This is a genomic window from Nitrosococcus halophilus Nc 4 (assembly GCF_000024725.1).
GTDB lineage: Bacteria > Pseudomonadota > Gammaproteobacteria > Nitrosococcales > Nitrosococcaceae > Nitrosococcus > Nitrosococcus halophilus.
In genome coordinates, this window is record NC_013960.1 from 1,179,752 (window position 1) to 1,205,311 (window position 25,560).

The window sequence follows — 25,560 nt, forward strand, 5'->3', positions numbered from 1 at the left end:
TGGAGCTAGGGGATTTTATATTGGATTAGTAGGCCGACCAGATTGACTTCAAAATCATTGGGGGTAGCCACCAGGAAAAGGTGGTTATCAATCAATGAGTTTAGTCCTTCAAAATGCCAATCGCGGATTGTTCCCCGTTCATAGCGGTGTAGTAAGCGCAATGCCAGATTTTTATTAATCTTCCAGCGTAAATTGGTCTCAAGTATATGTCGCGTATATTTTAAGTCGGGAAATGAATTGCCGACCACGTCTAGGGACAACTCGGGGTTTGCCAACGACAGATTTGAGGCTGCCTCATAATCGATTTCGCTGCGTGACCAATTAAAAGAGTAGTTGCCATCGAGGGTAAAGCGATCAAATTGATAGTAAAAACCAACCCCAAGAGCAGTGTTGGTCTCATCCATATTTTCTCGCCAGGCGGCGCTTAGAGGAAAGGTGGTTCCACCTGCATTAGGATCGGTAGAAAAGCCGGCGTCATTGATATTAGCGATGGCGTTGGTTCGGGTTTGATAGCTGCCGAAGACATAGGTGTTTAGTTTAGGAGAAGGCTGATAATTCCACTCTAGATTAATGGCATTATTTTCATCATGGAGAAGACCGAAACGAGCGTCAAAATCATTATCTACCCGGGTAAAAGAGAGGGAAAAATCCATCGTTTCCCCCAGCAGCACATTGACCAATCCACGGAAAAGGTGCTGTTCCCGGTCGCTCAAATCAAATTTGCGTAGATCGGCAAGGGTAAAAGGTGTCGTTCCCTGGGGCAGCAGGGAGTTAAATTCGGGCAGAGAATTCGTAAAAAACGCTGTGTAGGGATCAAAACGGTAGGGACTACCCGTACGGTCTGAAAATTCATAGGAAAAGCGAAAGGTGGCCCAGGGGATGGAACGATTAGAGACGCGTGCGATTAGCCGATTCTCCCTTGTTTCCTCCCGCTCCCGATAGTCCCGCTCAATGACTTCCCGTTGGTAGCCTAGCCCTAAAGTTGTTTTTGGAATCAGGCGATAATCGGCATTGAAGGACCAATTTTTTTTACGCTGGGCAAAAGGGATATTGCGAAAATGAAAGGGCCTAGCCGGTTGATTCGGCTGAAAAACAAAACCACGGCCAGGATCCGCCCCATCCTCAACAATATAGCCGATATCTCCGGTCAGGGGATTAAAGGCAGTGTAATCCGTGTCATTATCTTCATCGTAATAGCGGAAATCCGCCCGTAATGTGAGGGGATCAAAGGGAACTAACCTGAGGCCTACCTGGAATAGCCAGGTATTGATTTCAGCCTGTGCGGTTTTTTGGCTGAGGGCTGCGGTGGTGTTCCAGTTATTCAGATCAATACCCGAATCTGCTTGACCTGAATTAACGGTGGGGGGAATCAAGCCATCGTCTTGGTGCATGCGAGACCAAGCAGCAGTAGAAGTAAAAAGCCCCCTCCAGGGGAGTCGGTAGCTGAAATCTAGTTTTACATTATGAAAATCATTATCAGGATAAAGTGCAAAACGGCCTCGCTCGACAACAAAACTATCTCCCGGTAAATTTTTGAATGGGTTTTCCCAACTGAGTGTTTTTTTTTGGTTGCGGAAAAAGGAAGCCCTATAGGTAAAATTTAACTGATAGCGCCTGGCCCCATAATTGAAACCTGCGAGGAGATCATGGGTGAGGTAATCAATTGGCTCAACGGTTTCGACAACTCCACCCGCTGTGCCGCCGGTGTAGAAGGGGGCGAGAAAGGTTCCGCCGAAGGGGCGGGTACCCTTATTGGCCTCTTGAGTGTAACGGCCATGGATTCTAAAGTGGGGAGTGGGCGTGATTTCAAACCCGAGTCCCCCTTTTTTTCGGGATAAATCCAAAGATCTTCGAGAAGCCGCTTCCAGGGCGGAATGGATCTCCTCAGCCGTGTTATTGCCGGGTACTAACCCGGCTGGTAGCAGCAGTTGCTGACTGCCTACTCCCTGGAATAGGGTAAGCCCCCGGGTTTCGAACACATGGGGGATTTCATTGAAAAAACCAGTCAGCTTGAATAAACCATAACGCCCACCTTGGGCCAGATAATATTGATCATCCCTACCTACGCCTCCCCCGGACAAATTAAGGAAATAACCTTTGTTTTCTTGCCAAGACGAAAAATTAAAATAATTAAGCAGGGGACCCTCGCTCCAGTCACTATACTCGATAAAGTTCTCGGGTTTTGCCGAATCATCGTCAATGAGAAAACCGCCTTCTATGCTGCCCCGATAGTGCCAATCGTCTATTTTTCCAAACTTGGGCGGACTGAAAGGAGGCTCATAAAGCAGACCCGTAGGGGACCTGGAAAAGGTTTTTTTGAAAGTCGCAAGGCCACGCTCATCCAATGTTTGAGTGGTATCGGTACCGGTGGGGTTGAGGGTATTGCCGAGGAGGGTATCCACTCCTGCCGCCGAATTGGCTTGGGTATCGGCCGCGAGGGCTGACAGTAGCCAGAAAATAATGAGCGGGCATTGGGCTTTTGAAAACATGGGATCAGCGATGGAAACGAACCCCTGAAGGGTGATTAGAACCATGGATTTGGGCATGGCAATTTTGGCAACTTCGATTCATCAGCCGTCCATCGGGCCTTAAACCAGAGGGCATATTGGCCATTGTCAGCAGATCATTAGGGTGTCCCCGGTTGGTATGGCATTGCTCACACAAAAAGGGCCTAGCGACAGATAACAATTTTTCATGATTGGAACCATGGGGTAAGTGACAATTTAAACAGTTTTCCCGGACGGGGGCATGTTCCCAAATAAACGGTCCCCGTTTTTCAGGATGGCATTGATAACAGAGCTGATTAACCGTGTCGGCCTTGAGCAGTGGCGTTGTGTTTGAACCATGGGGGTTATGGCAATCGACACAAGAAATCTTGCCTTCTAGCAGGGGCATATGAGAGCGTTTACGAAATTGGACCCGTTGCTGTTGATGGCAAGTGAAACAGGTCAGGCTAATACTTTCCTTTTTGAGCAGCCCATTTCGGGAAAACTGCGCCATTGGATTGTGGCAGTCGCTGCAACCGAGATCATGAACTTGGTGGGTGGAACCCGGCCAGTAGATTCTCTCTCTGCCCCTGTGGCATTGTAGGCACATGGCGTTTTGCTGAAGAATAGAGGACCCGGAAGTGCGGGTGAAGGCCATGATCTTAGATTTGTTGGTGGGCTCGGTAATATGTTTAGATCCGGGTCCATGACAGGCCTCACAGCTCCTGGCCTGGAGTTCATCTTGGGGATTCAGGCGGAAAACCCTGGCGTGGAGAGTATGGCTCCAATGACTATTCTCAACTTGATGGCAGCCTATACAGGTGGTTTCCCCCACATAGGTGGCATCAGCCTGAGCCGGATTACCGAGAGGGGAGGTGTCGACTGGGAGGACGGGTCTACAATTGGTAATCACCGGGATCATCCCTACCATTAATAAAAAGACTAACCCCCGCCGAATTTTTATTCTTAATGGTGAAATTTTCATAAGAGATAATTATAGCCATGATAAATAAAGGTGCAGGATGAGCTATCTTGACCATATTAGGAACTGTAATCGCTATGCTTTGAAGGATTTCCGCCCTTTTTATGTGGAGGGGGTCCAGGTAGGTCATATCAAATCCGCCTTTGCCGAGAAGCTACGATGTTGGCCGGCGATTTTCCGGGTGTCGCCGACAGCGGTCCATCTTGTTTCCAACCTCCAGTCTTTTGAGGAGCGAACCCAGGAGGTCAGGGTCGTTTTGGAGGCCTTGGTAGAGGAAGGAATCATTCCCCGTTGGCATGGGGAAGAATATGCGGTGACTGCTTCCTCCCGAGAAAGAGCCCTCTTTGTAATTGATCGGGGTTCAGCCCCTTATTTGGGTGTCCGGGCTTTCGGCCAGCACCTGAACGGTTTTGTCAATCAAGGGGGCCAGTTAAAAATGTGGATTGGCCGGCGCTCCCGAGATAAATGGAGTGCTCCCGGCAAGCTTGATAATCTGGTGGCCGGGGGGGTGCCCCACGGGGTTCCGTTGCAGGAAAATTTAGCCAAAGAGTGTTGGGAAGAAGCGGCGATCCCTGTCGAAATGGCTTCCCAAGCGGTTCCCGTGGGCTATATTTCCTATCGCTTTGAAACCCAAGAAGGTTTCAAACCCGATGTGATGTACTGCTATGATTTAGAATTGCCGCCTGATTTCGTGCCCCAATGCCAGGATGGAGAGGTAGAGGAATTTTACCTTTGGCCAGTGGAGGAGGTAGCGGCCCTGGTCCAGGAAACCGATTCATTCAAGAGAAATTGCAATCTGGTCATCATTGACTTTCTGATACGGCGAGGTTTTATTACTCCGGAACATCCCGATTATTTGGAGATAGTGGCAGGTCTTCGGGTGCCGCTATAAGTATAAAGGTTATCTTAGGCACCACTGTTTTTGGAGTATTGGGCTCAATATTCGCACAATGTTTAGATTTTCTTAGGCAAAAATCCAGCCAATAAGATCGCTGTAGAACAATTGTTTTTCCTTTTCAAAGTTATCTCCGACGGAGAGGGGCAGGGCGTTGATAATATGAGAGCCTGTTAATCCTCTTCGGGCCAATTGTTTTTGCCATTGTTCATACAAAGAATATCGAGAAAGCTCATCAGGCGTGAAATAAGATTGAGCGATGCACTTGTAATGGCGCTGTTCGTGAACTTGGTTCTTTACTCTTTGAATCTTTTTTTCACTGTTAGCAAGATATTTCCAGGTATCGTCTTCCCAATCAAACCAGAGTAAATTCTGATTTACGTCTTTTCGGAAAGGGCAATATTGGCTATGTTGTTGCGTCAACACCATTTGTGAATTATACCCCTCAATAAAATACATGGCCTGTTTTGACTGCTCGGTACTCTCCAAAAGTTTCTGTAATTGACCATGCTCAAGCTGGCGCATATCGGGATACACATATTGATTTTTGATCTTTTCAGCCTGAATCAGCGGTTCTTGGAGCGTGAAGCGGGCATCAATACACTCTTGCAAGCCCTTCAGATCGAATATCTGCGCTAATGTCTCAGCGCTGTCAGAGATTGCGAAATACGCGGACTCTGGTCCTGGTTTAGTAAAGCGCATGGGTTGCTCATTTAAATCCCGCAGGGTTTGACTCATTATCCGCATATTGGGCTGGCTGGCTTCTAAATGGCGTCGGTGCCGCCAAATGCGTCCGGCCATTTGGATCAAGGACCAGTAAGAATTGGGTTCGACAATTCCCCAGTCGTAATCGTGATCGCGTCCCACTTCAGATATGGGAGAGGTGCTGACGATAATCAATAGGTGGGTTTTTCCCTGTTGCTGACAATCTTTTAAATGAGCGCGCAGAGTCGGATGATCATGCGCTTGTCGGCCCCCTTTACGTTTCAAAAGAGTATTTAATGTCCGTTCAATATGATGGCGTATTAGCGGTAAATGCTTGGCGTGATAACAAATTAGCTTTATCTGAACTTCATTTAAATTGACGGGCGTATTAAGCCAGTATTTAGCAAATTCACGGGTGTGGGCGACATTGCTCCAGCGGACGCAGCCGATGGAATAGCAAACGCCGGTCTCCGGATCGCGGCTAGCCCACTGTTGATGCAGTTCCCTGCAACTTTCCATCACATTTTGGTAAACCGTTTCCGGGCCTTCAATAATGGGTACGGGAATGGCGCCAAGCCGGCGCCGCACGGGTTGTTGCTGTAGCGTATCCAGCAGGGCCTGGATAAATCGACCGTGCTGCTTAGCAAAAGCGGTATTGTCGGCGACGGAGGTTAACTTAATATGAGCAGCATGATGGCTGAACCAGCCGCAGCGGATGGGGCCGGGTTCCATGCCTTGAAGTTGCCGCCAGCGGTTAAAGCCAGTTTGATAGGCGCGGTAGAAAGCGCGCGCGGTTGCAGGCGGTAGGGTCGCGGAAGATAGCAGCAGTTTTCGCCCATTGAAACCCACCACATAGGCGAGTTTTAATAACGCAGGTAAATCCTCGGTGGAAAAGCTGTCAATTTCGTCAATAATCAAATCCGATCCGGCTATGCGAAAACCCAGGACGGCAGCCGAGGCTCGCTGGCTTTGCAGAAACGGCATTAGATGATCGATAGTGCAGACCAGAACAGGGACTTGTAGCAGGCGATTAAGCTTGGAGTTATTAGGCGCAATTAGATCTTCAGGCCAAGGAGCATCGGGATCGTAATCAAATTCGCCAGTGATGCCCTCATACAAGGAATCATCCAGGTTGCTGCTTTCGATACCTGCCTGTTCCTCCGGCGGCGGTAAACTGATTAGCTCGTTTCCTTCTTCAGAATCCGTCATTTCATGGAGGGCAATGGTTAAAGCCCCGCCGACCATGACCGCGCATTGTTCGCCCATAGCATCAGGTGTTTTTCCAAACCCCAAGTCGCCCCGGTATTCATCGCCGGTTTGCAGGGTCAAGGTGCGCAGCCCCAGGGCGACCGTCAACCGGTAATTTTGATGGTGGTTGGCAGCGGCCAGAATGCGGACATTGCCGCGTGTTTTGCCAGAGCCAGTTTCGGCCATCACTAGGGCGAAAAATCCCTCATTGGTGTCGTCCTCTTGCCGCTGGGCTTTTAGCACCTTGCGTTCGGCTTTTTCCTGCCAGATAAAGGCTTCTTCCGTAATTGGAGCGGTCAGGGAAGGGGGAGAGGTTTCAATGGCACTGGCTTTGCGATTATGCTGGAGTTGATGCAGATGGTTGAACGCCTTTCCCGATAACTTGCCGACTTGTTCCAAATGGGCGGCCAGTGTTTGCCGTAGCTGACCCTGCCAACTGTTGGCGAAACAAACTTGTGCCTGGGTTGATTGAGTATTTACGGGAAACTCTATTTTTGCCTTACTTGAAATGCTGTGATCCGCTAAGACGAGGGCACCGCGGGCCATATAGCGGGCGGCGCTATACCAGAGCGTGCGATCCTGGGTGGGAATGGGGTGTTCCTGCAAGAGGTAATGGGCACGCCGGGCATGTTTGACAATCTCGTTGACCCATTTCGGCGACTGTGACCAAGCGGGTCGATAATCAGTGGCTAGCCGTAAGCCATTTGGCAAATCCTGTGACCTATTGAGGTAAGTTTCTTCCAGCGGCGCAAAATCATCTTCATGGCCGTCAGGTAATTTGTGATGAGATATGACCAAAAAACAGAGCACACTTAGCAAGGGTGCCAGACCTCGGTTGTCTTCTGTCGAACTCCATTCCGGGCGCAGAGTACTTCCTTCAATGGGTATGAGTTCCCGCCAATGATCATCGGGGGTTTCCTTCCATATCCGATGCAGGGCTTCATAAATTTTTTTGGTGTCGGCAAGCGCGGCAAGCCAGTGCTCGTCTTTGAGGCTGGCCAAACCGAGAGGCGGTTTGGGGAGGCTATTATTGGCTCCCGCAACCCGGCGTCGGCGTTTTTTTGGAGCGGATGTAGCCGGTGGCGGGTTATTCTCGGCGGCGGGTCGTGTAATTAAAGTGATAAGCCGTAACAGCAGCAAGAGCGATATTCTTTCATGGCGCACGGGATCGCTTTGGTTGCTGTTTTTATCCCGTAGTTTATGCTGAAAGCAAGAAGCATGTTTACCCAAATCATGAAAAAGCCCGGCCAATATGCAAAGATGATTAAGTAGCCGTACGGCAGGCGCGGTCTCTTCGTTGACGCTTGGCAAGGGGGTGGCGCTATGGCTGAAGGCGAATTCACCGTTCCGGCTAAAATGCCGACGGCTGCCCACCACCCATGCCAACTCGGTTTGGTAGCGCCCCTTGACGCGATGACAGGCGACCGAGGTATGGCGACTTGCCGCTTGGGTAAGTTCTCGGCGTATGTTTCGCAAACCTTCCGCGCTGATCCGCGCCAGCCAAGTGCGCCGCCCGATTTGTACCGCATAGCGGGATAGAATGCGGCGCGATCGCTTCCAAGCGGCTTTTTCGCATTCGCTGACGAATAAGACGATCATGGATGGGTCACGTGCTTGATGGACTGGAAGAGAAATGTCATGGCGTCGCTTTCATCAAGCCAAGCAATACACGCCTGGCGCATCTCTTGATCGCTACGACCAGCCGCCGCGTGTTGAAATGCAATGGGCATTACGCACGTGTCCTTAATGATGTCGGCTACATCGAAAACTAAAGCCCCGCGCCGGGTGGTGCCGTGAATCACCGGCAATGAGTGGGGAATCCCCAAAACCCATAAAACCGTCGCCGCAACTCCGTAGGCTAGATAATTCCCATGATCGAGATAGCTATTGAAGGGGTCTTTGAAGTCCCGCTTGCCAGGATCGCGAGTAAAATTTTTAGTTTGGGTGCAGTTCGCCCACAACCCATAAAGTTTTTTTGCGAACTTGGCCTCCTGGGCCAGAATCGTTTCGTTGTCCCCGGCCAATTCAATGTTCGCCAAATAGCTCTCGGCCAATTTTTCCAGACTTGCTTTATCAGGTTTAGGCTCCGCAAGTTTGGGCCATCGCTGTATTAAAAATTCAGCCCGGTTTCTTTGAAATCTTTTAGCCACCCTAAGGCACTGGCCATCATCCTGCCATAAGCGCATCCACGTCTGGCAGTACTCGGTCGGCCGGTATTCGTTTTGGGAGGCCAGGAATAGGGGGCTTCCCCCGCCGCCCACAAATGCCAGCATCACTTGTTCGCTTGCCAGCAGACGGGCGGCCGCTTGGGTCAGGGAAGTGCCGCTACCCAGCAGAATGGCACTGGTATTCGCGGGCGGGATGGCAAAAAATTTGGTGAATGCACCTTCCTGGCGGGCATAAACCACCCGCTCGTCCTTAGCCATTACTCGGCAATGTTCCAGATAATAAAGTCCCTGGCGGTGCGAAGGCAGTATCGGCATGGGGTATAACCCTAATTGTGTTGCGTTATCAAATCCACCTATGCGGCGGTGAAAGGCTATTCAATTAAAAAACTAAAACTTTCTAAACCACCTCTGTTTTTTCTAAACCATTTCCACGGCGGTGAACAATTTTCTGAAGTATCATTTTTAGCCTGAAGGCGACGATAGCTTTAGAACAAAGAGTCGTAAAGAGGACTTTGATCCGCATTGATAGTTGCTGGTTATCGAAATATATTTAATTATAAAACTAAAACGGTATTGATATCACCCGCAGATGGCATTATATTGCGCTCTATATCCATGGCAAGGGGCGATAAACCGTGTTGATAGATGATTTAAACCAAGCGCTTAGCTCTAATAAAGACTCACCTGCCGAGCAGTTGAAACAGCTCAAAACCCGGTTGCTAGGACATTGCCGGGACCCCATCAAGGTCACAGACGAGGATGTTCCCCCGCTGCTTATTGCCGCGGTTAATTTCGCTTACGGCAGCCCAACTTCCTGTGAACAGATGCTAAACGCGGAAGGCGCCAAGGCCGCACTGGTCGCCAAAGTAATCAATAAAAATATTGGGGGAACATTTATTTGGGTCGCTTTGGTTTCCCATATGGGCACTCATCATCCTAAGTCCCGTAATGATAAAGTCAGTTCAGGACCTATTGTGGCCCGTTCCTTAACGCCGCCGCCAGCGGGTTTAGTGACCTCGGCAAACCTCAGAACGCGTCAATTTTCCGGCTCCGGTAACGCCGTTAATACTGCGCACTATCAATGGTTGGCGTTCACCTATGAAGACTCGGCCGGAGTATTCAGCGTGATTGAGCGCGCCGCTAACCGGGATGAGCGTCTGCGCGAAACGGTGATGGCCCTAGGCATTAAAGAAAGTCAGTGGCAAGCTTTCCAGGAAGCGGCGGCGGCGCATTTAGAGACCACCAATCTTGCGCCCTTGGATCGACAATTAAAGCAAGTTTTTGTTCCAAATCCAGACCCAGAGCAGGATAGGGATTATGTCGTCATCACGCCCCTTGCCGCCACGGCGGTCATCGGGGCGTTTGAGCAGCAGCGGACTGAATTGCGGGAACAAAACGCCACTCTGAATTTTCACCGGATAGGTGTTGGCGGGACTAAACCGCGAAATGCCGGCAGTCTGATGAATGAACTGAGCGGCAATTTGCGGCAGTTAATCATGACGATACCCCGGCTTGATTTCACCCAACGTCAGCGGCGGCTTTGGCATTTGCAGCGAGGACGGCTGTTTCAGCCCCTGCCGAAAAAGGAAGCGCAGCGTTTTACATGGTGGCTGGAGCAGGATTGGACCCAGCGTTACGGTAACCGGCAAGACCATCTTCGGCGTCTTGAAAAGCAGATCGCTGAATGGCTATTGCCGGAACTTGAGGAACAGGAGCAACTTTTTGCTTGGCTATCATCCGATTCCCTAGACGCCGTTCAGGAGCGTCAAAAACTTGAAGCCAAGAATTTGCCCAACTGGATTTTAAGCTTGGCGGGGATTAGTAAAAACCCGGAAACGGAGCACAGCGCTCACGAAGCACGGCAAAAAGCAGCCTATAAGGCGCTTATTTTTCATTTGAAATCACCGCCGAGCGATGAAATCGATAAACTGATTCAGGACGCTTTGGAAAGCCTGTTGGCTAAACGCTACTTAGCGGGGGAGGTGACGGCATGAGTCTGTATTATCTTCTCTTACCCACCTTAAACGTGACCGGCTGTAACTGGGAAAGCAGCCACCTCACCCGTTCATTGCCCTTAACCGCCATAGCGGGTTTTGCCGATTACCTGGTGTCTTTTGAACTTGCCGATAACGCGGCGGATGCCGGTGCCGGTTTGGAAGGGTTTGTGGTCTGTCTCCATGACGGGCAAATCCATGAAGGCTTGAGCAAAAATCCCCTTGCCTTGTGCAAGGGCAATGGGCTCAGTCAGACCCAGGACGATTTGCTTAACCCGCCTCTCATTCCAGAGGTCAAGGGTTCCATGTCCCTTAGCTTAGTGGTGGCCTTGGAGCTGGAAAACAAATCCGCCTTGGATGAGTGGCTGAAAACCCGCTCAACGGCATTTTTACAGACCCGCCGTTTAGCAGGGGGGGATATTATTGGAATAGGTCAGCCAAAAATTTACATCAAAAGATCCGATCTAGCCAGAGAAATGGGGCGGTTGCCGCCTGGCTGGTTTATTAGTAATGGCGCTGATCTTATTGCCCATGAGCCTGATCACTTTGCTGCGCTAATCAATGCCGTGGCTTGGTTTCCGGCGGAGGATAAAGAATCACAAAATATGTCTGCTCAATCTTCCCCATTCAGGCGGCGCCAGCATCCTGGTCATTGGCTCTATGCCACCTGCGTTGGTTATCAGCTCTTGGAATCGCCCCAGCCGCGCCGTAACCGCAGCCATGCTTCTTCAGATGCCGATTCTTCCACGAATCATGCTTACGCCGAACCTGTTCACAGCCTGGCCAAGCTGCTTTGGACGCGAGGGGTGCTACGGCTCCAGAATGATTCCACGGTCGACAACTGGCTCACGAAGAATAAGTTACTGTGGCGCTGGGATACCAACGCTCCTAGCCGCACGGTTTATCTTTCAACTAAAGCGCTTTAAACACTATTAAGGAGTTTCCATAATGGCGTCCGTTCAGATTCCCCCCTTGCTCAACTATACCCGCAGCATCATTCCCAGCGAAGGCACCTTCTGGGTATCCAATGAGGCTAACCGGCCATTGCTTATCCAGGATAAAACCGTATTAGGTACCATCGCCAATTACAGCTCGGTCTACAAAAAAGATAAGCAGCGCGATGAAGAGGCCATTAATAAGGAAATGATGGCGGGAGCTAACAATATTCAGCGAGTCGATAGCTGCCATCTGCCTGCCGATGCGGATACTTTTGAATTTCGTTTTACGCTTAAGTTTTTAGATAATGCCAAGGCTCCTGAAGCCTGCGACGATCCCGCGTTTCGGGAAGACTTAGAAGACATAGCGCAAGCGTATGCTGAAAAAGGCGGTTTTACCATACTGGCCGAGCGTTATCTGGCTAATCTCCTAAATGGACGGTTTTTATGGCGCAATCGCTACGGCACCCAGCGTCAAATCACCCTGCGCGCGCCCTATAACAATCTCGAAGCAACCTTCGAAGTTACTGACCATCCGGAACCCGCCCTGCCTCAAGAGCGGATGGATAAGTTCAAGCCTTGGATTGATCATATTGCCGGTGCGCTAAGCGGTGAAGTTCCGTTTTTTCTTATAGAAGTCAGCGCTAAAGTAACTATCGGCCTTGGGCAAGAAGTGTATCCCAGCCAGGAGTTTGTCGATAGTGGGTCGCGGGGACAAGGTAAGAAATCTAAGACTCTCTTTTCTGTGCAAGTCGCTGATCAACAGGTGGCCGCTATGCATAGCCAAAAAATCGGTAATGCCATTCGTACCATTGATAATTGGTATCCGGACGCCAGCGCTGATCGTCCGCTCGCGGTTGATCCCTTTACCGTCGATAAGCGCCAGGCTCGTACTGTGCGGTTGCCAGATCGTGAAAAATCGGACTTCTATAGTCTTTTGAAAAATTTGTTCGATCTGAAAGAGGGGGTTGAGCGTGCGCTGGACGCCAAAGCCATACCAGGGCATGCTCATTATTTTATGGCGGTATTGATACGCGGGGGGGTGTTTAGCGGAGAGAAGAAAACTAAGTAGGGGAAATATTACCTATGTTTTCAGATTATTTTGAAATCCAGTCAATAGGGCTACCTGAAGACACCCATTTTATTTTAAGTAAGCTTTTCACTCGCATACATGGCGTGTTGAAATCCGAGTCGTTAAATATCGGCCTTGGATTTCCTGAGCTTAGCCCACGTTCCCCTGGGAGTATTGTGCGTTGTTTTGGAACGCTCCAGGAGCTGGATCAGTTGCGTTGCAACAGCGGTATTACCCATCTTGAAGGGCGCGGGATGATTTCAATCAGGCCCATAATGGCCGTGCCTTCTAATGCAACAGCAATCGCTTATCGGCGTGATCGTAATGCAGAGAAGCATCTAGCAGGGTTTAGACAACGGCAAATGCGCCGCCGAATCCGGCGCGCCGACTGCACCCAAAAGCAGCTAGGAATGGATTTCAAGTCGGAGGATAGGCTACAGGATAACGAGGAGACGAAGCGGCCACCTTATTTATTGTTAGAACGTGATGGTCGGCGGTTACCTATTCATATCAGCACTGTAAATCTTCAGATTGATACTGATATTTGCCAATTTAGCAGCTACGGGTTGGCTAGAAAAGTTGAGAGTAAGTACTCAGCCGTACCCATGTTCTGACCTTGCTTTATTACATAGGATAAAAAAATAAATAATAACAAATAGTTAGCTTAGTTTAAGAAAATGGAAGGTTTTAGGCTAATGCTCAACGTAAGTCTCTGTGGTTATTGTGTTTTTTTAGCTTTAAGTTACTGTTCGCCGCCGCGTAGGCGGTTTAGAAATCCAGGCTTTCCATAAATCTCTTAACAGCCGTGTTCGCCGCCGCGTAGGCGGTTTAGAAAATACTTACAAACTTTGAATGTACATCTCCTAATGTTCGCCGCCGCGTAGGCGGTTTAGAAAATGCTGGAAAAGGAAGATCCACGTACCCCGCAAGTTCGCCGCCGCGTAGGCGGTTTAGAAAATCGTCGTTGCGGTAGAGGAGAAACTGATGCCGTTCGCCGCCGCGTAGGCGGTTTAGAAATACAAAAAATGATAGGTAGGTGGAGTCTTGCTGTTCGCCGCCGCGTAGGCGGTTTAGAAAATCCTCCTGGGTTTCGTAGCGGCCATGCTTACGTTCGCCGCCGCGTAGGCGGTTTAGAAAAAAAGTTTAAGCATCCCCTCAGACATTTTCCTGTTCGCCGCCGCGTAGGCGGTTTAGAAAACTCGGGTGGAAAAGTGCTTCCCGGTAATTCCGTTCGCCGCCGCGTAGGCGGTTTAGAAAACAAAGACCGGGCGTTATGGCTGACCAAGCGAGTTCGCCGCCGCGTAGGCGGTTTAGAAAAAAGATCTATTCATAGACACAGATCATAAGTTGTTCGCCGCCGCGTAGGCGGTTTAGAAAACCCGACCCTCGCCGCTTCATCGTATGCGGTCGTTCGCCGCCGCGTAGGCGGTTTAGAAACTATGAATAACACACCACTGCGATTCAATTCCGTTCGCCGCCGCGTAGGCGGTTTAGAAATGATGCGGTCCGAAGGAGGGCAGTGCCTAGGGGTTCGCCGCCGCGTAGGCGGTTTAGAAAACGTGTTTAATAACCCCGTAGTTCGTAGTGGGGTTCGCCGCCGCGTAGGCGGTTTAGAAAACCCGACCCTCGCCGCTTCATCGTATGCGGTCGTTCGCCGCCGCGTAGGCGGTTTAGAAACTATGAATAACACACCACTGCGATTCAATTCCGTTCGCCGCCGCGTAGGCGGTTTAGAAATATCGGATAGGACACGGGAGTCCTACTAACTAGTTCGCCGCCGCGTAGGCGGTTTAGAAATGAAGATATTTATGGGGATGAGATAGTTTAAGGTTCGCCGCCGCGTAGGCGGTTTAGAAAACCCGACCCTCGCCGCTTCATCGTATGCGGTCGTTCGCCGCCGCGTAGGCGGTTTAGAAACTATGAATAACACACCACTGCGATTCAATTCCGTTCGCCGCCGCGTAGGCGGTTTAGAAACGAAATTGCGGAAGTCAGCGTGATAGCGTTAAGTTCGCCGCCGCGTAGGCGGTTTAGAAATCCTGCCACGGCAATAAGTCCCATCTTGGCTTGTTCGCCGCCGCGTAGGCGGTTTAGAAATTCCACAAATCTCTAAGTAACCGCTTCTCCGTGTTCGCCGCCGCGTAGGCGGTTTAGAAAATACCGAACACGACGATCTCAGGCCGGATGGAGTTCGCCGCCGCGTAGGCGGTTTAGAAAACAGGGGTCTAACCCTATAAGAATCAATATATAGTTCGCCGCCGCGTAGGCGGTTTAGAAATTTAGCGATGAAAATAGGTGTTCCGGTGCCGCGTTCGCCGCCGCGTAGGCGGTTTAGAAATTGCGTATATTTGGGAGCAAGAGCTGTCTAATGTTCGCCGCCGCGTAGGCGGTTTAGAAATAAAAGATTGCCAATAACTATTCCATCTCTAGGTTCGCCGCCGCGTAGGCGGTTTAGAAACTCCTGAATTCATTATTTCTAATTTTTCAGATCGTTCGCCGCCGCGTAGGCGGTTTAGAAAAGGGGTATCAAAAGATATCTATTTGAATTTCCGTTCGCCGCCGCGTAGGCGGTTTAGAAATGACAGCGGATTGACGCATTTATCCCATGCAGGTTCGCCGCCGCGTAGGCGGTTTAGAAAAAACACGAAAGCGTTACTTATAGCAAGGTCTTTCGTTACTCCAGTTCTCCTTAACAACACTTTCCCCATGCAGTGGGAAAGAGTAAAGAATACCAATTTGCATTTAACCCCTTTCATTTCTTGTGCCAACCAAAGTGTGGCAACAGTCAGTAAGATTGCAGTGGGTTTTTTGCGAATTGGTATAGGGTACGCTATTTTGTGATATAAGCATGACTAAGCCGTCCGTAGGGCGTCGACAATATTCATCCGGGCGGCGCGAATAGCTGGTAAAAAGCCTCCCACCAGGCCCATCAATAGGGAAAACAATACCGATTGCCATGCAATCTCCTTGGTTAAAGTGAAGGTAAAAGCCAGCTCGGAGAAGGTTTGCCAATTCATGGTGGAAATGGTTAGTAACTGCGTCAACGAGGCGATGGCGAGGCCGACGATACCCCCCATAAAACTCAGGGCGAGGGATTCCAAAAGGAAAGCTTGTAAAATGCTTTGTTGGGGGAAACCGATAGCGCGTAATGTGCCGATTTCGGCGGTACGGTTTGCCACTGAAGCATACATGGTAATCATGGCGCCAATTACTGCCCCGATAGAAAAAATTGCGCTTAAGGATAGCCCTAAGATTTCAAGAAACCGGGACATCATTTCTGATTGTTCAGCATAGAATTGACTTTCCCGTTTAGCCTCTACCGTCAGCCGCTGATCATTTTCTATCCGGAATTGGGTTTGCTCAAAGTTGGTGGGATCTACCAGCTTGAAGAGGATGGAGGAATAAGCATTACGCCTGAAGGCCTGCATGAGTTGATCCACATCCCCCCAAATTTCGGAGCCAAATCCTGTTTTGCCGGCATCGAAAATGCCGGTGACGGTCCATTCCCCCAATCCCAAATTAAGTTTTTCTCCTATGCCAATACCAGTGAAACCCTGGGATATCTTATTGCCCACGATAATTTCCCGTGCTCCGGGGTGGAACATTCTTCCTTGCGTTAAACGAACTTGGGGGCGGAGCACTAAGCCGGTATCGGAAATACCCCGGACAGTGACATTGGCCGGTTTTCCGCTGTCTTTTTTGGTGAGCACCATCAGCACCATCAACTCCTTGGAGACCAGCGGTTTTCCCGCGGGACCATAGGCGGGATTCGAGAGGCTGACGATGATGGCTGCCTGCTCACGATCGATAACACTTTGGACCTCAGTTTCAGCCGAGCGCCGAATAACAATGACGTTGTCGGGGCTCCCTGTTGCCACCAAGGTTTTTTCCAATCCTTCGGACAACATCAGTACCGTAGCGAAGACAAAGACGACCAATGCCATCCCTATGGCTGTCAGCAGCGTCGTGAGCTTACGAGTCCAAAGATTGCGGAGAATATAGGAGTAGGGGAGATTCATGGCTAACCGATTTCGCTAAAACCTTCAGTCACCGGGATGGTGGCCCCTCGCCAAGCGGGAATGGCCGCAGCGGCAAGCCCTACCAAAAAGGCGATGCCTATTGCCAGCCAGGCAGTTTCTTGGGTGACCTTGAAGACCGGAAAGAAGGTGCCGATTTTATTTGCGAAGACATCTGCCGCAGGGTAAAGGAAAAACAGCCCCAGCAAACCGCCGACCATTGCAATTATCACCGATTCCCCATAAATCAGCATGGCAATAAAGCTGCCTGGAAAACCTAGAGCCTTGAGGGTGGCATATTCCTTTTTCCGTTCCCGGGCGCTCATTGCCATGGTATTGGCCGTGACCGCCATAATAATGATGATGATGACGAAAGAGACCACCTCAATGACCATGACGATGGCTTCGGTCATGGCGACAAATCCAAGTTGAAAAGCTTTTTCCGTTTCTGTGAGGGTTTCCGCCAACGAGTTTTCAAAAAGATCATCTATGGCTTGTGAGACCTCGGCGGCTTGGCTTGCGTTTTCTAGGCCGACGACATAAATACCCACATGATCGGCTCGCTCGGCTCCAACTTGTTTCAACCTTTCATTTAAATATTCCCAGTGAAAAAAGAAGAGGGTTTCGTCAGTCTTTTCGCTAGCCCCTTCATAAATCCCCCGAAGGACAAAGTTCCAGTCGCCGGGGTAGATGGTGCCCCGAATCGGGATGACATCACCGATTTCCCACCCATAGGTTTCCGCCAGTTTCCTGCCGGCGATGGCGCCTTGTCGGTCTTTAAAAAAAGCCCTTTTTTCCTGAGGTGAAAGCACATATTCAGGATAAAGCTTAAGATAGCTGCGGGGTTCGATAGCGAATTGGGGGAAAAAATTCTTTTCGCTAATATAAACACCGCCAAACCAATTGGAATAGCTGGTGGCGACGACTCCTTCAACTTGCTGGATCTTGTTTCTGTAGCTCAAGGGGAGGGGGAAAACCAAGGAGATTGCATTTCGCGTGATTAGACGGGTGGCTGAAGTCGCCTCCGATCCGCCATACCAAGCATCCACCGCCGTGCGCAGCAAACCAAAGGCCACTGTAGCGACAATGATTCCGGTAACGGTTAAGATGGTACGAAGTTTTTGGCGGAAAGCATTTCTAACGATTAAAAGAACTAAGTAGCGCATTTCCTAGTAGGACCTTGGAATAGGCTTTCAGGAGGGGACAGGAGGGGGTTGATTATTCAATACGCCCTTATCCAGATGCCTAATCACATGGGCACGCTCAGCGGCCAATTGGTCATGGGTGACCATGATCACGGTTTTATGGAGTTCTCGGTTTAGCCGTTGGAGAAGGTTTAGCACCTCTCGGGCAGCGACACGGTCCAGATCCCCGGTGGGCTCATCAGCGACGATGATGGTCGGATCGGTGACTACCGCGCGGGCGATAGCCACCCGTTGTTGTTGACCGCCGGAAAGCTGCGAAGGGTAATGATCCATTCGATCTTGAAGACCCACAATGGCCAGCACCAGTTCCACATGTTCCCGCCGCTCTTTTCGAGATAAATCCGTCAATAGCAATGGCAGTTCTACATTCTCAAAGGCGGTCAGAACGGGCATCAAATTGTAAAATTGAAAAATAAATCCCACATTCTCGGCTCGCCATTGGGCGAGCGAGCGCTCAGATAGGGTGGTGATGTCAATGTCGTTGACTAACAGTCTGCCCTGGTCGGGGGTGTCAATACCCGCAATTAAATTAAGCAGGGTGCTTTTCCCCGAGCCGGAAGGCCCCATGAGGGCGATAAATTCACCTTCCGCTATGATCAGGCTAATGTCATCCAGTACGGGAATAATCTGACTGCCCCGCTGGTAGGATTTGCTGACGTTGTTTACTTCGACCATGTTTTTCATAAACTTAGTCGGTTTGACTCAACTCTACCGGGGTACCTTCCCTCAATTTGTCTGGCGGATTGAGAACCACCTTATCGCCTTGATTAAGCCCCCTTTGTACAATGACCAACTCATCCAGCCGTTTTCCCAAGGTTACCGGTATTTTATGGGCCGTGTTATCGTTAACGCGGAAGACATGGGGCTGATTCCCTTTCATCACCAGGGCGGAGGCCTGCACCACGGTATGGGGTTTTTGTTCCTGGGGGGATAACTCTTTTGAGAGAAAGGAGACGCGCGAGCTCATATCCGGCAAAATTCGCTCATCCAGCTCTACGAAGCGGACTTTCACTAATACCGTGGCCTTGGTTCGATCCACGGTGGGGACAATCATATGGACCCGACCACGGAAACGTTCGCCGGGGAGGGCATCCAGCTGGATCTCGCAGGGTTGGCCGGCCCTGACCTGGGTCAAGTTTGACTCCGAGACATCGGCTTCTACTTGGAGGGTGTTCATATCCGCCATGGAGACCACTGCCCCCTTGGATTGGGTCGTGGAGGAGAAGGGCGCCACCACATCCCCCAGATCGGCGTGTTTTTTCAAAATAACGCCGTCAAAGGGGGCGCGGATGAGGGTATATTCCACCGTGACCTTGGCTTCTTCATAGCTCGCCTCGGCCGCCAAGATATTGGCCTCGGCGCTTTGGACTGCGGCGATGGCTTTATCATGGCGCGCCACGGCGGTATCGTAGGTTTCTTGCGGGATGAATTTTTTTTTGACGAGATTTTGGGCACGTGCCAGGGCGACAGTGGCATCCTTTAATTCGGCCTTGGCCTCCGCCAGTTGGGCATGGGCAACGGCGACATTGGCTTTGGCCCGTTCCTTGCCGGCCAGGACATCTTGATTTTCCAGTCGGGCAACGATGTCGCCTTTCTTGACATGGCTGCCTTCCTCCACTTCTAGGGCTTCTAACCGGCCCGTGGCCTTAGAGGCGATATCGGCCTTGGTCTGGGGGACCACATAGCCTGTAGCATTGAAGAGGGTGTATTCCCGAGCGGGATAGCTTACCGCTACAGTTCCCACCGTCACTTCAACACTAGAACTAAAGGTTCCAGTAAAAAATAAATAAATGAGGACAATCCCAAAGAGTAAACCAATTGGTAAAGCCAACTTTTTTCGACGGGACTTGGAGACCAAGCGAGACTTTGTTTTCGGGACACGTTGGATCCTGAGCTTTTCCAATTCCTCCATGGGAGTGTTGAATACCTCGATTTAAATTAGAAAGAAGCCTGATGAAATCAGTGGTGTCGGAGGAAAATTACTCCATTGGACTTAAATTTTTCCACAGAATTCCTTAAAAGGTGAGTGGTTCAATCTGCAAACCAGGAGGGAAAGCCTGTCTTACCAGGGAAAGTTGCAATAGAGTCCCAGGGAATTATAATTTTTTATATGAGAATCATAAGTTTAATAGGTGTTTCACATCTTTTTACAGTGGCCAACTTATGCAGTGGGATGTGGTCGATTTTTTTCTTCGCCCAAGGTGGTTTTACCGAGGGCGCATCACTGTTGTTGGTTGCGGTTGCTTTAGACACCCTGGATGGTAAAGTGGCGGAACTTATGGGGCAAAAAAATGCTTTCAGAAGGCAACTTGATTCCTTGGCTGATCTGGTTTCTTTTGGAGTTGCGCCGGTGTTCTTATATTACATGTTGGATTTTCCTGGCGCTTTTGTGACCACGATTCTGCTTTTTTTTGTCACTTGTGGAATGTTACGCCTAGCTCGTTATAACATCTCTCAACAAAAAGATTTCGAAGGGGTTCCCATTACGGTTAATGGCATTATTTTTCCCTTATTATATGCTATATCACTTATTTTCCCTGGGAGTTTATCCTTCTGGCCTGTTGTTTTTGCGATAATGGGGTTATTAATGGTATCTAGTATTAGGATTAAAAGGCTATTTTAGCGTAAGTGATAGGCTGCATTAGAGATAAAAATCAGTTCGAACATCTGAGTGAAGGAATTGACGCTATGAGTGCTGAGTTTAAAGTCATCATCGTTCCGGTAGACGGTTCTGAGGGTTCCCAACGGGCGGCACGCTTCGCCGATAACCTATCCAAGGTGACGGGACGGAAAATGAAGTTTGTCTATGTGTTTCCTGCAACTCCCAGTGAGATCATGGGGATGTCCCAACTGTCCCGGGAAGATATCGATCACACTAAGAAAGAATCCGCCCGCAAGGCTTTCGATAAGGCCCACCAAGCCATTGGCGATCAGCAACGGGAAGTGGAAGAGCAGATCCTCTTTGGCGATCCCGCCGAGGAAATTATCCGCTACGTGGGTGAACAGACTGAACCTTTGGTCGTCATGGGGCGACGTGGCCTTTCCCGGATCGAGTCGCTGTTGCTCGGCAGCGTGAGCGGAAAGGTTATTCACTATGCTAACGCGACGGTTACCATCGTTAACTGATTTCTGTGGGCAATAGACACCTTGCTGGAAACGGCTTAGGGCGCCCTTCCGGGCCTGCCCAGGGGGGTGCTGATAAACGGCGTGTAGGTCGGATTAAGCATGGCGTATCCGGCAAAACCTAGACATCGAGAAAGCTTGTGACTGAAAACAACAGCCCTGGCGTCCGTTTACGGGCTGCCGTCAATGCGGAACGGCCTTTGCAAGTGGTGGGGGTCATCAATGCCTATGGGGCGCTGCTTGCCGAGCGGGCTGATTTCCGGGCCCTTTATCTTTCCGGAGCCGGGGTGGCCAATGCATCCTTTGGCCTGCCGGATCTCGGTCTGACAACCCTCACTGAGGTGGTAGAAGAGGTTCGCCGTATCGTGGCGGTGACCGATTTACCCCTGTTGGTGGATGCCGATACCGGTTGGGGAGATGACCTTATGATTGCCCATACCGTGGAGACCTTGAGTCGGGCTGGAGCTGCAGGACTGCATCTAGAAGATCAAGAACAGGGTAAACGCTGCGGCCATCGGCCAGGTAAGACCTTGGTGAGTATTGAGGAGATGAGGGCCCGGGTGGCGGCGGCGGTTAGGGGGCGCAGAGATGAACAGTTTGTGATTATGGCTCGCACCGATGCCTATAGCCTAGAGGGATTGGAGGCAGCGGTGGCGCGAGCACAGGGCTATGTGGAGGCCGGGGCGGATATGATTTTTGCCGAAGCCTTAAGCTCCTTGGAGGAGTATCGACATTTTACCCAAGCGGTGAAAGTTCCGGTGCTGGCCAATATGACCGAGTTTGGACGTACCCCTTTATTGACCGTCCAGGAACTGGGGGAAGCGGGAGTCCGGTTGGTGTTGTATCCCCTAAGCGCTTTCCGGGCTATGAGCGCGGCGGCCTTGCAAGTCTACCAGACCCTGCGCCGGGAGGGGACCCAGCAAAGTTTAATTGAGCAGATGCAAACCCGGGAAGAGCTTTATGAAATATTAGGGTACTATGATTATGAACGCCAACGGGATGCACGTCCGTCAAAGGAGAAAAAATCATGAGTCCAGAAACGGTCAGTAGCGGTCTAGCTGGCGTCACCGCCGGCCGGACAGCCATTAGCACGGTAGGGAAAGAAGCCAAGGGGTTGACCTATCGGGGGTATTCCATTGAGGTGCTGGCTGAGCAGGCCAGTTTTGAGGAAGTTGCTTATTTGCTGATTTACGGCCAGCTTCCCAGCAGTGCCCAGCTTAGAGAATACCGGGAGCAACTGCAATCCCTGCGCCGCCTCCCCGAGGAACTTAAACCGGTGTTAGAGGCCCTGCCGGGCAATAGTCACCCCATGGATGTGATGCGCACCGGGTGTTCGGCCCTGGGTTGCCTCGAGCCGGAAATCGATCTGGAGCAGCAACGGGATATGGCTAATCGCTTGTTAGCCCTGTTTCCTTCCCTGCTGCTGTATTGGTACCACTTTCATCGTCAGGGTACCCGTATCGATACCCACACGGAAGAGGAGTCTTTGGCGGGACATTTTTTGAAACTGCTGCACGGAGAACCCCCAGAGGCAATTCCCCGGCGGGTGTTGGATGTCTCTTTGATTCTTTACGCCGAGCATGAGTTTGCGGCTTCCACTTTTGCCGCCCGGGTGACGGCCTCCACTCTTTCTGACTTTTATTCTGCTGTCACCGCGGCGATTGGCACCCTGCGGGGGTCTTTACACGGAGGGGCCAATGAGGCGGCGATGGCACTCATCGATCGTTTCCAAAGACCGGATGAAGTGGAGCAAGAGATCCTGACGGCGCTCGTCAGGAAAGAAAAAATCATGGGTTTTGGTCATCGGGTATACAAAGAAGCCGACCCGAGGAATGCCATTATCAAGGATTGGTGCCGGCAACTGGCGGAACGGGCAGGGGACGATCGTTTGTTTCCTATTTCCGAGCAGATTGAAGCGGTCATGAAGCGGGAAAAGGGATTGTTTCCCAACCTGGACTTTTATGTCGCGCCGGCTTACCGCTTTTTGGGGATTCCCATTCACCTTTATACGCCCCTCTTTGTGTGCGCCCGAGTTTCCGGTTGGGCCGCCCATATTATGGAGCAGCGGGCCGACAATAGGCTGATCCGCCCCACGGCCGAGTATATCGGTCCCGAGCCCCGGGACTTTGTGCCTATTGATCAGCGCGGTTAGAGAGCTCTTTCCATGATCAATGACAGACGTTCAGCCCAGCGGCCGCCACCGGATAAGGTGTTGACGACCCTTGCGGATTACGTGATCCAGGGGGAAATCACCTCTCCTGAGGCCTTTGAGACCGCCCATTATTGCTTAATGGACAGCCTAGGGTGTGCTTTGCTTGCGCTTGATAATCCTGCCTGTACCCGGCTGCTGGGTCCTATTGTCCCCGGCGCCGTTTTTCCCGAAGGCGCCCGGGTGCCGGGAACGGTGCATGCCCTCGATCCGGTGCAGGCCGCTTTCAATATCGGTTGCATGATCCGCTGGCTGGATTTCAATGACACTTGGCTGGCCGCTGAATGGGGCCATCCCTCCGACAATTTGGGCGCCATTCTGGCCAGTGCCGATTATCTCAGTCGGCGGCGGCAGAAAGAGGGAGGGCCGCCGCTGTTGATGAGCCAGGTATTAACCGCTTTGATTAAGGCCTATGAAATCCAGGGTGTCCTGGCTTTGGAAAATGCCTTTAATCGGGTGGGACTGGATCATGTGGTGCTGGTGCGGGTCGCTAGCGCCGCGGTGGCGACTGCTTTGCTAGGGGGAACCCGAGAGCAAGTCATCAATGCCCTCTCCAATGCTTGGTTGGATGGGGGGCCCTTGCGAACCTATCGCCATGCCCCCAATACCGGCTCCCGCAAGAGCTGGGCCGCCGGCGATGCCACCAGTCGGGGGGTGCGCCTAGCCCTTATGGCCTTGCAGGGAGAAATGGGCTACCCGTCAGCCTTGACGGCCCCCGGCTGGGGGTTTTACCAGGTGCTCTTCAAGGGAAGGCCCTTTGTCTTATCCCGGGCTTTGAATAGCTATGTGGTTGAGAATATCCTGTTCAAGGTGGCCTATCCGGCGGAGTTCCATGCCCAGACCGCCATCGAGGCAGCCATTGCACTACATCCCCAGGTGATGCCCCGGTGGCAGGACATTGAGCGGATTGTGATTGAAACCCAGGAGCCGGCTGTGCGAATCATCGATAAGACCGGTCCTCTCCACAATCCTGCAGACCGGGATCATTGCCTGCAATACATGGTGGCGGTGGCTTTGCTGGACGGCCGGATCACCATGAATGATTACGAAGATGAGCGGGCCCGTGATCCCTGGATTGACGCCTTGCGGGAGAAGATGGAAGTTGCCGAGAAGAAGGAATTTACCCAGGATTATTTAGAGCCTGAGAAACGGGCCATTGCCAATGCGGTCCAAGTCTTTTTTAGGGATGGCAGTGCTACTTCCCGGGTGGAGGTGGAATATCCTTTAGGGCACCGGCGGCGGCGTACCGAAGCCTTGCCCTTGCTGCTGGATAAATTTCAGAACAGTCTGCGCGGCCGTTTTCCTTCAGAACGCTGTCAGATGATTTTGGATCTTTTTGCCGATCAAGAGCGTCTGGCGGCCATGCCCGTGGATGAGTTTATGGATTTGTTGATTAGCTCTAGGTAGGCCGAACCGATTCGCCGGGAGCGAATCGGGACCTCCGCAGGAGGCCCGAAGGGGGCGCGCCAGGGAAGGCGCGCATCAATAAGGCCTTAGGGTCGCTTCCAGCAGGGTAACTGCCAGAAACGCTACGCTTATTCTGGCCTACAGGGTATCGTTTTGCTGTCGGCTGCTGTTTAATTTTCCGCTTGACGAAATTGACCCTCGACCATAGAGTAAAGCGTAAATACATTTACGCTTTACTCTATAGCCATGACGAATTGCATCGTAACTTTGAGTTCAAAAAATCAGGTGGTCATTCCCCGCACCGCTAGGGAGGCGCTGAAACTCAAACCGGGGCAACAACTGCTGGTTCTGGCCCGGGGAGATCATCTGGTCATGGTGCCGCGTCCGGAGGATTTCGTCGCTAAACTGCGTGGTCTGCATCGAGAGGTATGGCCCCAGGAGAACGGTAAGGAGTACCTGGAAAAGGAACGGGATGCCTGGGACGATTGAGTCAGCTTTGCAGGAACATTCATGCTTGCTTCTCGACAGCTGTGTTTGGATCTATCATATCGAAGATCATCCGATATTCGCCCCGTTAACGACAAAGGTTTTGGAACAAGTGGCTTCCGGCCGCAGTCGAGCCGTCTCTTCCGAACTCTCTCTGTTGGAAATCAAAATCCAACCTCTACGCCAAGGGCGGGAGGATATCGCCGATGAATACGAACTCCTGCTGGAGGCATTCCCGAACCTCACGCTCTGTCCCATAATCCGCCCTATCCTACATGCGGTGGGCCTGCTCCGCGCGCGTCTCGGATTGAAAACGCCTGACGCCATCATTTTGGCAACCGGCCTTGAGCATGGTGCCACCTGCGCGGTAACCAATGATCATCGTTGGCGGCGATTCGAAGGAATGGAGGTGGTTTGTCTGAATGATTACGCTGCCTGATTTGACCCTGTGCGCTGTCGGCCCTCATCCTGGTGCAGGCTTTTCAACACATCGTCACACAGGCAGTAGAACGCTGGGATTTGACCGTCCGCGAAAAGCCTCCCTTGCCCAATGATTGCCAAGGTATTTTGTTGTTGCCGGATACGCTGCGCTTAATCCGGCCTACGTGGTGTTTATTGGGCACTATGCT

20 protein-coding genes and 1 CRISPR repeat array are annotated in these 25,560 nt (G+C 51.1%); of the genes, 12 read left to right on the plus strand and 8 right to left on the minus strand.

All coding sequences use genetic code 11. The features are described 5' to 3' along the window. Positions 1-5: 5 nt before the first annotated feature. Positions 6-2,546, minus strand: a complete 2,541-nt coding sequence (locus NHAL_RS05870; RefSeq protein WP_083761366.1) for an MtrB/PioB family decaheme-associated outer membrane protein — start codon at positions 2,544-2,546, stop codon at positions 6-8. Next, entirely contained in the window at positions 2,494-3,408 is a 915-nt protein-coding gene (locus tag NHAL_RS05875) for a DmsE family decaheme c-type cytochrome (protein WP_238985501.1), read from the minus strand. Before NHAL_RS05875 ends, NHAL_RS05870 begins: the two co-directional genes overlap by 53 nt. Positions 3,409-3,508: 100 nt before the next feature. Here NHAL_RS05875 and NHAL_RS05880 point away from each other — a divergent pair, with 100 nt between their 5' ends. Beyond that, positions 3,509-4,360: a DUF4743 domain-containing protein gene (locus NHAL_RS05880; protein ID WP_013032246.1), complete on the plus strand. Its 852-nt coding sequence runs from the start codon at positions 3,509-3,511 to the stop codon at positions 4,358-4,360. A 72-nt stretch (positions 4,361-4,432) separates the two neighbouring features. On the opposite strand, the gene NHAL_RS05885 is transcribed toward NHAL_RS05880, so the two are convergent. Further along, on the minus strand, positions 4,433-7,915 hold the full coding sequence (locus tag NHAL_RS05885; protein ID WP_013032247.1) for a P-loop NTPase family protein: 3,483 nt from the start codon (positions 7,913-7,915) through the stop codon (positions 4,433-4,435). Next, the gene (gene cas1f, locus NHAL_RS05890; protein WP_013032248.1) at positions 7,912-8,799 is read right to left on the minus strand and encodes a type I-F CRISPR-associated endonuclease Cas1f; all 888 of its coding nucleotides are present in this window, start codon (positions 8,797-8,799) and stop codon (positions 7,912-7,914) included. Before cas1f ends, NHAL_RS05885 begins: the two co-directional genes overlap by 4 nt. A gap of 320 nt (positions 8,800-9,119) precedes the next feature. Between cas1f and NHAL_RS05895 the strand changes: the two genes are divergently transcribed. From NHAL_RS05895 to cas6f, 4 genes are read left to right on the plus strand one after another with little or no spacing between them, the layout of a single operon-like run. After that, on the plus strand, positions 9,120-10,478 hold the full coding sequence (locus NHAL_RS05895; protein WP_013032249.1) for a type I-F CRISPR-associated protein Csy1: 1,359 nt from the start codon (positions 9,120-9,122) through the stop codon (positions 10,476-10,478). Then, entirely contained in the window at positions 10,475-11,404 is a 930-nt protein-coding gene (locus tag NHAL_RS05900; RefSeq protein ID WP_013032250.1) for a type I-F CRISPR-associated protein Csy2, read from the plus strand. Before NHAL_RS05895 ends, NHAL_RS05900 begins: the two co-directional genes overlap by 4 nt. 22 nt (positions 11,405-11,426) lie before the next feature. After that, positions 11,427-12,485 carry a type I-F CRISPR-associated protein Csy3 gene (gene csy3 / locus NHAL_RS05905; protein ID WP_013032251.1) on the plus strand — a complete coding sequence of 353 codons (1,059 nt, stop codon included), beginning with the start codon at positions 11,427-11,429 and terminating at the stop codon, positions 12,483-12,485. Positions 12,486-12,499: 14 nt separating this feature from the next. Beyond that, the gene (cas6f, locus tag NHAL_RS05910; RefSeq protein ID WP_013032252.1) at positions 12,500-13,099 is read left to right on the plus strand and encodes a type I-F CRISPR-associated endoribonuclease Cas6/Csy4; all 600 of its coding nucleotides are present in this window, start codon (positions 12,500-12,502) and stop codon (positions 13,097-13,099) included. A 133-nt stretch (positions 13,100-13,232) separates the two neighbouring features. After that, positions 13,233-15,124: a CRISPR direct-repeat array (repeat unit 28 nt; unit sequence GTTCGCCGCCGCGTAGGCGGTTTAGAAA). 213 nt (positions 15,125-15,337) lie between these two features. On the opposite strand, the gene NHAL_RS05915 is transcribed toward cas6f, so the two are convergent. The 4 genes from NHAL_RS05915 to NHAL_RS05930 are packed head-to-tail and all read right to left on the minus strand — an operon-like array spanning position 15,338 to position 19,537. Next, complete coding sequence (locus NHAL_RS05915) at positions 15,338-16,504, minus strand: ABC transporter permease (RefSeq protein WP_013032253.1); 1,167 nt, start codon at positions 16,502-16,504, stop codon at positions 15,338-15,340. Between the two features lie 2 nt (positions 16,505-16,506). Further along, entirely contained in the window at positions 16,507-17,667 is a 1,161-nt protein-coding gene (locus tag NHAL_RS05920) for an ABC transporter permease (RefSeq protein WP_013032254.1), read from the minus strand. 27 nt (positions 17,668-17,694) lie between these two features. Then, positions 17,695-18,390: an ABC transporter ATP-binding protein gene (locus NHAL_RS05925; RefSeq protein WP_013032255.1), complete on the minus strand. Its 696-nt coding sequence runs from the start codon at positions 18,388-18,390 to the stop codon at positions 17,695-17,697. Positions 18,391-18,394: 4 nt separating this feature from the next. After that, on the minus strand, positions 18,395-19,537 hold the full coding sequence (locus NHAL_RS05930) for an efflux RND transporter periplasmic adaptor subunit (protein ID WP_238985451.1): 1,143 nt from the start codon (positions 19,535-19,537) through the stop codon (positions 18,395-18,397). A gap of 279 nt (positions 19,538-19,816) precedes the next feature. Here NHAL_RS05930 and pssA point away from each other — a divergent pair, with 279 nt between their 5' ends. From pssA to NHAL_RS05965, 7 genes are all read left to right on the plus strand, one after another. Next, complete coding sequence (pssA, locus tag NHAL_RS05935; RefSeq protein ID WP_013032257.1) at positions 19,817-20,329, plus strand: CDP-diacylglycerol--serine O-phosphatidyltransferase; 513 nt, start codon at positions 19,817-19,819, stop codon at positions 20,327-20,329. A gap of 65 nt (positions 20,330-20,394) precedes the next feature. Beyond that, on the plus strand, positions 20,395-20,832 hold the full coding sequence (locus tag NHAL_RS05940; protein WP_013032258.1) for a universal stress protein: 438 nt from the start codon (positions 20,395-20,397) through the stop codon (positions 20,830-20,832). A 137-nt stretch (positions 20,833-20,969) separates the two neighbouring features. Further along, positions 20,970-21,860 carry a methylisocitrate lyase gene (gene prpB / locus NHAL_RS05945; protein ID WP_013032259.1) on the plus strand — a complete coding sequence of 297 codons (891 nt, stop codon included), beginning with the start codon at positions 20,970-20,972 and terminating at the stop codon, positions 21,858-21,860. Then, positions 21,857-22,981, plus strand: coding sequence for a bifunctional 2-methylcitrate synthase/citrate synthase (gene prpC / locus NHAL_RS05950; protein ID WP_013032260.1), 1,125 nt, complete (start codon positions 21,857-21,859; stop codon positions 22,979-22,981). The genes prpB and prpC overlap by 4 nt, the downstream gene beginning before the upstream one ends. A 12-nt stretch (positions 22,982-22,993) precedes the next feature. Beyond that, a complete protein-coding gene (locus NHAL_RS05955; RefSeq protein ID WP_013032261.1) occupies positions 22,994-24,445 on the plus strand; it encodes a bifunctional 2-methylcitrate dehydratase/aconitate hydratase in 1,452 nt (483 codons plus the stop codon). Between the two features lie 267 nt (positions 24,446-24,712). After that, entirely contained in the window at positions 24,713-24,934 is a 222-nt protein-coding gene (locus NHAL_RS05960) for an AbrB/MazE/SpoVT family DNA-binding domain-containing protein (RefSeq protein WP_238985452.1), read from the plus strand. After that, the gene (locus tag NHAL_RS05965) at positions 24,918-25,370 is read left to right on the plus strand and encodes a type II toxin-antitoxin system VapC family toxin (RefSeq protein WP_013032263.1); all 453 of its coding nucleotides are present in this window, start codon (positions 24,918-24,920) and stop codon (positions 25,368-25,370) included. The genes NHAL_RS05960 and NHAL_RS05965 overlap by 17 nt, the downstream gene beginning before the upstream one ends. Positions 25,371-25,560 lie beyond the last annotated feature (190 nt).

Bases quoted from the DNA above. Each gene is read 5' to 3' on its own strand.
- NHAL_RS05920 (WP_013032254.1), bottom strand. From the start codon at position 17,667: ATGCGCTACTTAGTTCTTTTAATCGTTAGAAATGCTTTCCGCCAAAAA.
- NHAL_RS05870 (WP_083761366.1), bottom strand. From the start codon at position 2,546: ATGCCCAAATCCATGGTTCTAATCACCCTTCAGGGGTTCGTTTCCATC.
- pssA (WP_013032257.1), top strand. From the start codon at position 19,817: ATGAGAATCATAAGTTTAATAGGTGTTTCACATCTTTTTACAGTGGCC.
- cas1f (WP_013032248.1), bottom strand. From the start codon at position 8,799: ATGCCGATACTGCCTTCGCACCGCCAGGGACTTTATTATCTGGAACAT.
- NHAL_RS05940 (WP_013032258.1), top strand. From the start codon at position 20,395: ATGAGTGCTGAGTTTAAAGTCATCATCGTTCCGGTAGACGGTTCTGAG.
- NHAL_RS05955 (WP_013032261.1), top strand. From the start codon at position 22,994: ATGATCAATGACAGACGTTCAGCCCAGCGGCCGCCACCGGATAAGGTG.
- csy3 (WP_013032251.1), top strand. From the start codon at position 11,427: ATGGCGTCCGTTCAGATTCCCCCCTTGCTCAACTATACCCGCAGCATC.
- NHAL_RS05965 (WP_013032263.1), top strand. From the start codon at position 24,918: ATGCCTGGGACGATTGAGTCAGCTTTGCAGGAACATTCATGCTTGCTT.
- NHAL_RS05915 (WP_013032253.1), bottom strand. From the start codon at position 16,504: ATGAATCTCCCCTACTCCTATATTCTCCGCAATCTTTGGACTCGTAAG.
- NHAL_RS05875 (WP_238985501.1), bottom strand. From the start codon at position 3,408: ATGATCCCGGTGATTACCAATTGTAGACCCGTCCTCCCAGTCGACACC.
- NHAL_RS05885 (WP_013032247.1), bottom strand. From the start codon at position 7,915: ATGATCGTCTTATTCGTCAGCGAATGCGAAAAAGCCGCTTGGAAGCGA.
- NHAL_RS05880 (WP_013032246.1), top strand. From the start codon at position 3,509: ATGAGCTATCTTGACCATATTAGGAACTGTAATCGCTATGCTTTGAAG.
- NHAL_RS05925 (WP_013032255.1), bottom strand. From the start codon at position 18,390: ATGAAAAACATGGTCGAAGTAAACAACGTCAGCAAATCCTACCAGCGG.
- prpC (WP_013032260.1), top strand. From the start codon at position 21,857: ATGAGTCCAGAAACGGTCAGTAGCGGTCTAGCTGGCGTCACCGCCGGC.
- cas6f (WP_013032252.1), top strand. From the start codon at position 12,500: ATGTTTTCAGATTATTTTGAAATCCAGTCAATAGGGCTACCTGAAGAC.
- NHAL_RS05900 (WP_013032250.1), top strand. From the start codon at position 10,475: ATGAGTCTGTATTATCTTCTCTTACCCACCTTAAACGTGACCGGCTGT.